Source organism: Wolbachia pipientis, assembly GCF_023661085.1.
Classification (GTDB): Bacteria; Pseudomonadota; Alphaproteobacteria; order Rickettsiales; family Anaplasmataceae; genus Wolbachia.
Genome location: NZ_JAHDJT010000086.1, coordinates 1 through 5,941, shown reverse-complemented (window position 1 = coordinate 5,941; position 5,941 = coordinate 1). Strand labels below are relative to the sequence as shown.

Below are 5,941 nucleotides of genomic sequence, written 5' to 3'. Positions count from 1 at the left end.
TTATTATAGCGCCAATTTACAGTATTATAGAGTCAAAACTCGCCACTCGGGGTTTCTTTGCTTTTTTTTCTCGTTTGGTAAATTTATTAACACTTGTGGCTAGTTGCAATTTATGAACGAACATTCATTTTTACAACAAATGTTGTCATAAAGTGAAATGAGATCCCAGATACTGTCTTTACTGTCAACAAGTTATTTGACTAAAAAGATAAAAAATAATAAAACAATTCAAATTAAGATTACATCTTTTATAAATTAGTGTAACTGTGCTTTTAGCTTGTGTAGGCATACTTATCCACAGTTACACTGGCTCTTCATCAAGCAACTCTGTTAAAGTCAATGTAAAATATGATCTACTATGGCATCAAAATTCCAAGCACGATCTTTTATATGTACAGACGTTGCTCCTTACTGTTGAAATTATTTCACTAAATCACCATTAAATGGTTGATTCTTTTTAAGAATACCAAAAAATACATGCATTAGTTTTCTCATCAACGCAACAATTATAACCATTGGACATTTTCCTCTGCTTGCTAAACGCTGGCAAAACTTTTGAGAGTGAGGGTTGAAGTTTTTGACTACTATAGCTGGCATATAAAGAGCTTTGCGAATACGCTCAGATCCTATTTTACATATTCGACCTTTTTTATTTACGGATGATCCTATGCTCAGGATTTAGACCAGCAAAGGCTGTGAATTGCCTGGCGTGATTAAAATTATCAGCTGACGGCATTTCTGCAACAACAGCAATAGCAGTAAGATGTCCTATACCTTTTATAGTCTTAAGATTTTCTATCATATTTTTTAGGTGTGGGTAGTTGTTGATGTGCTCGTCAATTTCTTTCTCTAGTGCAGCAATTACCTCAAGTATGGCTTGTTTACAACTAGAATGCATATTTTTATTTTCCAGGCGATTCATCTGTTGCAACTTGTCATCTTTAAGTGTTTGTAAAAACGATAAAGCTCCCTTAAACACTTAACTTCAGGAAGAATAGGTTTCCAAAGGGTAGGTTTGTGAGCAATGCAGAATCTAGCAATCATAGCAGCGTCCGACTTGTCTGTTTTATTTCTCAGCAGCTCACTTTTACCAAAAGCCTTGATTTGGGCTGGGTTTACCACACTTGCATTATGTCCCAGGTTATACATAAAAGTAACCAGATCTTCACTATAACAACCAGTTGCTTCGAGACATAGATGCTGCTCCATGGTGATTGCACCAAACTACAAGCTTTTCAAAACCCTCCTTGTTGTTGCAAAAAATTTTATGTCGTTCTTTGTCACCTACCAACAAATGAGCATCAAATTTTTGTTTAGAAATGTCTACACCCAAAACAGCGTTTGCTTGCATAAAACTACCTCCAAGACTATAATAAATTGAGAGTTTAGACTAACCTTGTAAATACGGGATATAATTCCAAAGATACTGTTCAGTCTTTCAACTCTATGGGAGGGGAGCAAAATCTGGCTTGTTGGCGTTAGTGTCAGCTCTGCTTCACCCTCCCTTATGAGATATTTTAGCTCTAACATCTCATATTATAAAGATACAAGTGTCAGCTACTTGGATGACAAGATAGAGAGCACTGGAATGACAAAAAAAGGAGGCGCTGGGATGACAAGAAAAGGAGCTACTTGGATGACAAGAAGAGGGCTAATGGGATCACCCCACTAGGCCACTTAGGTGACGGAGGCGCTGGGATAACACCATTGTTAACTGACAAAACGGTATCCTTAATTTGTCCTGCTAACACTAACTATGGATTAGAAAGAGAATAGAGAGAGGAAGAAAAATAGGGTAAACTCCAGTATTTTAGCAACAATAGGAGGTTACCCAATGCATAAGAATATAACAGAGTTATTCTGTTTTGTAGATGATTATTGCAAAATAATAGATGAGAACCTTGCAAGTAGACTACTGGCTAATGGTAAAAACCTACAAGAATACCCGCAATAACGTATTCTGAAATTATAACAATAATCCTATTATATCATCAATCTAGATATAAAAACTTTAAATCCTTTTATATATGTTGCTTAAAGCTATTGCATAAGTCAAACTTTCCAACACTACCTTCGTATGATAGGTTTATTGCTCTAAAACCTCGGGTTCTACGGTATTTAGCAATGTTGCTGCAATGGTTATATGAGCAGGCAAAAGAAACAGGTACCGTTTTGCCTATAATTGGGAGTATAAGCAAATTTGTAATATATTTTATTTGTTTTCCTAATAACGAAGGTTGGTATCATAACTCAGTTTGTGGTATGCCATTGACTAAGGAGGTTTTTTCTGGTTCCTGTATTTCACTCAGCTTACTTTGTACTTTGTTACAAGCCCACACAAGTGGAGTTATAATCAATGCAGCAGCCCAAACGACAGCAGCACAGACGTAACTTACAATCTTATTAAATATTTCGGACACTGCACTAGCGCATTCCTGTCCAGTATCTAAAATATATTTGAATGATCAATTAATGACCTTGTACTCGCTTTTAAACAGTTGTTCCCTGTTATTTTTGAAAATAACTTGTGGAAAGTATGACAAATATGCTGCTGTCAAAAGTAAAGGCTGCAATATTATGCTAGTTGCCAAGAAAGCAGCAAATTGACACAATGGGGCCACTTTCTCTGCTCTGTAACCTACATACTCACGATTTACTACGTATTGTTTATTATAATCATCTTTAATCTTAACTCCGCAAATGCCATCTTTTATAGTTCCTAGTACGTTATCAATATAATGTACAGATCTATAGAAACTACTTTCTGGGGCTAGTGTGAAATCTTTTGTTCTATTAGCAGGCACAATTCCATATTTGCATATCTTTTGAAATATTGATATACTGACATTACCCTACCTGAATCATAAATATGCAGCGTAGCCTAATATAATTAAAAAATAGTTTATGCTCTATTTGATAAATACGGTTTAAGATACTTGCCTGTAACACTTCTTGGTATGTCTATTATTTCTTCTGGAGTTCCTACAGCGACTACTTCTCCGCCTTTTATTCCACCCTCTGGACCAATGTCTATTACGTAATCTGCAGTTTTTATAACGTGCAAGTTGTGCTCGATAACTATAACAGTGTTTCCAAAATCAACCAGCTTATGGAGCATTTTTAGTAAGTTGTTTACATCCTCAAAATGCAATCCGGTTGTTGGCTCATCAAGAATATACAATGTTCTTCCGGTAAATCGTTTTGATAGTTCCTTGGACAGCTTTATTCGTTGTGCTTCACCCCCAGATAATGTTGTTGAGGGCTGTCCAAGTGTTATGTAGCCAAGCCCCACTTCCTGCAAAGAAGCTAACTTTTCTTTTACTATTGGAAGGTTTTCAAAGAAATCACAAGCTTGATCTATCGTCATATCAAGTACATCAGAAATTGATTTTCCTTTGAAAGTGATCTCTAGCGTTTCTCGGTTATATCGCCGACCTTTACACTGCTCACACTTCACATAAACGTCTGGCAGAAAGTGCATTTCTATCTTTAAATGTCCATCACCTTTGCACGCTTCACATCTTCCTCCCTTAGTATTAAATGAAAATCGACCTATATTGTAACCTCGTGCTTTTGACTCTGGAAGACCTGCAAACCAATTTCTTATATGAGTGAACATACCAACATATGTCGCTGGATTTGATGCAGGAGTTCTACCAATTGGTGACTGGTCTATTTCTATAATTTTGTCTACATATTCAAGGCCTTCTATCTTATCGCATTTGCCATACTTTGCAGATGAATGATATATTTTGTGTGCTGAATATTTGTATAGTGTTTCTATAACTAAACTTGACTTTCCCCCTCCAGATATTCCAGTAACACAAATAAAATTCCCTATAGGGAATTCAACGTTTATATTTTTTAAGTTATTCTCACACGCATTAATTACCCTTATGAACTGAGTTGTTTGTTTTCTTCTTTCTGGAATTGAGATTTCCCTCTTTCCACTCAAATACTGCCCTGTTATACTCTCTGGATTTCTTTGTACCTGATCTGGCGTTCCTTCTGCAACAATCTTTCCTCCGTTTACACCAGCTCCAGGCCCAATATCAATTACATAATCAGCAGCCATTATTGTATCTTCATCATGCTCAACAACAATTACAGTATTCCCTATATCCCTCAGGTTCCTAAGCGTGGCAATCAATCGGTCATTATCGCATTTATGAAGGCCTATCGAGGGCTCATCAAGCACATACAGCACTCCTGTTAAACCAGAGCCGATTTGTGAAGCAAGTCTGATTCTTTGACTTTCACCTCCAGAGAGTGTGCTAGACTCACGGTCAAGTGTAAGGTAGTTTAACCCTACATTTTTCAAAAATGTTAGCCTCTTGATTATCTCACTTAATATTTTATTTGAGATTTGCTTTTGTTGCTCTGTAAGCTTGCCTGGCAGATTTTCAAACCATTTAAGGGATTCATCGATGCTGAGCCTAGATATTTCACCTATGTGTCTGCCATCAATTTTCACCGTAAGTGCCTCTTTTCTCAATCTATAGCCAGTACATTCCTTACAATGAACAATAGAACAATATTGCTTAATAAGTGTTTCATCATAATCCATCTGGTTTTCTAATATACTAACTAAACCGTGGAATCTCATTTCTCTAGAACCAAAGAGTATCACATCCTTCGCTCCTTGATCTATGTTCTTCCACGGAACATCAAGACTGAATTTGCAATTTTCAGCTAGTGATAGGATTGCATTTTTTAGAAATCCATAACCTGTATGCACTTGACGGAACATCGACCCCACTGGTCTCAAAGCACCTTCAGATATTGAGAGCGTTTCATCTGGCACTATCAGCTTTATATCAATAGCCAGCTTTTTACCAAGCCCATTGCATGAACAACATGCACCGTAGGGACTGTTAAAAGAAAATAATCTTGGTTCTATTTCCTCAAGAGTGAAACCGGATTCCGGACATGCAAAATTCTCTGAGAAAGTTAAAACTTGATCATTTCTATACTCGGAATTATGATTATCAGGCAAGTTCACTATTTCCGCATACATTAAGCCATGACCAAGTTTTAATGCTGATTCTATGCTACTTGGCAGTCGATTTCCTATATCATCTGATATTGATACCCTATCTGCAACCACAAAGATATCATGCTTTTTGTTTTTATCAAGCTTAGGTAAATCATCTATATTATGTATTTTACCATCTATTTTTAGTCTTACGTACCCTTGCTTTTTAATTTCCAATATCTCTTTGAGGTGCTCTCCCTTTCTGCCACGCACGATAGGAGCGAGTATATATACTTTAGTTTCTAAAGGTAACGCCATTATAGTATCTACAATTTGAGACACAGTTTGTTTCGTTATTGGCAGTTCAGTTGTAGGTGAATAAGGAATCCCTATCCGTGCGTATATTAAGCGTAGATAGTCGTAAATTTCAGTAACGGTCCCAACTGTTGATCTTGGATTTTTTGAGATCGATTTCTGATTGATAGATATTGCAGGAGAGAGGCCTGTAATCGACTCAACATCTGGTTTATCCTGAATGTTGAGAAATTGACGTGCATAAGCCGAAAGACTCTCTACATACCGACGCTGGCCCTCTGCATAAATCGTATCAAACGCAAGGCTAGATTTGCCAGAACCGCTGAGCCCAGTTATAACAACCAATTTATTTTTCGGTATATTAACATCTATACCTTGCAGGTTATGCTCTCTTGCACCTTTAATTCCAATAAAATCATCCATACATCACGTATTTTTGAATATTATAGCCTTAAAATACGTGAATTTACAGTAACTTTCTACTAATTTTTTTAACTATTATGGGAAATTACACAAACATAATCCTACAAAAATGATATCGCCCAAGTGCTAGCTGGATTCAGATTTTTTAGCCATAAAAACAGAACAAAAAACTACTTGACAACCTTCGCCGTTACCCCTATTATAGTAGTGAAGCTATTTGTTTAACTT

General features: G+C 36.5%; 4 protein-coding genes and 2 pseudogenes. 2 read left to right on the top strand and 4 right to left on the bottom strand.

The genetic code is table 11. The features are described 5' to 3' along the window. Window positions 1-420: 420 nt before the first annotated feature. Window positions 421-1,351: pseudogene (locus tag DM84_RS06260) on the bottom strand (IS110 family transposase). A gap of 156 nt (window positions 1,352-1,507) precedes the next feature. Between DM84_RS06260 and DM84_RS04385 the strand changes: the two are divergent. Both DM84_RS04385 and DM84_RS04380 read left to right on the top strand, forming a co-directional pair. Next, complete coding sequence (locus DM84_RS04385; protein WP_250778612.1) at window positions 1,508-1,672, top strand: hypothetical protein; 165 nt, start codon at window positions 1,508-1,510, stop codon at window positions 1,670-1,672. A gap of 162 nt (window positions 1,673-1,834) precedes the next feature. After that, window positions 1,835-2,166: pseudogene (locus tag DM84_RS04380) on the top strand (IS982 family transposase); the annotation flags it as partial. Window positions 2,167-2,243: 77 nt separating this feature from the next. Here the strand turns inward: DM84_RS04380 and DM84_RS04375 are convergent. The 3 genes from DM84_RS04375 to uvrA form a co-directional block, all read right to left on the bottom strand. After that, complete coding sequence (locus DM84_RS04375) at window positions 2,244-2,420, bottom strand: hypothetical protein (RefSeq protein ID WP_250778621.1); 177 nt, start codon at window positions 2,418-2,420, stop codon at window positions 2,244-2,246. Window positions 2,421-2,465: 45 nt separating this feature from the next. Continuing rightward, window positions 2,466-2,804, bottom strand: coding sequence for a hypothetical protein (locus DM84_RS04370; protein ID WP_250778610.1), 339 nt, complete (start codon window positions 2,802-2,804; stop codon window positions 2,466-2,468). 98 nt (window positions 2,805-2,902) lie between these two features. Then, window positions 2,903-5,713: an excinuclease ABC subunit UvrA gene (gene uvrA, locus DM84_RS04365; RefSeq protein WP_250778608.1), complete on the bottom strand. Its 2,811-nt coding sequence runs from the start codon at window positions 5,711-5,713 to the stop codon at window positions 2,903-2,905. Window positions 5,714-5,941 lie beyond the last annotated feature (228 nt).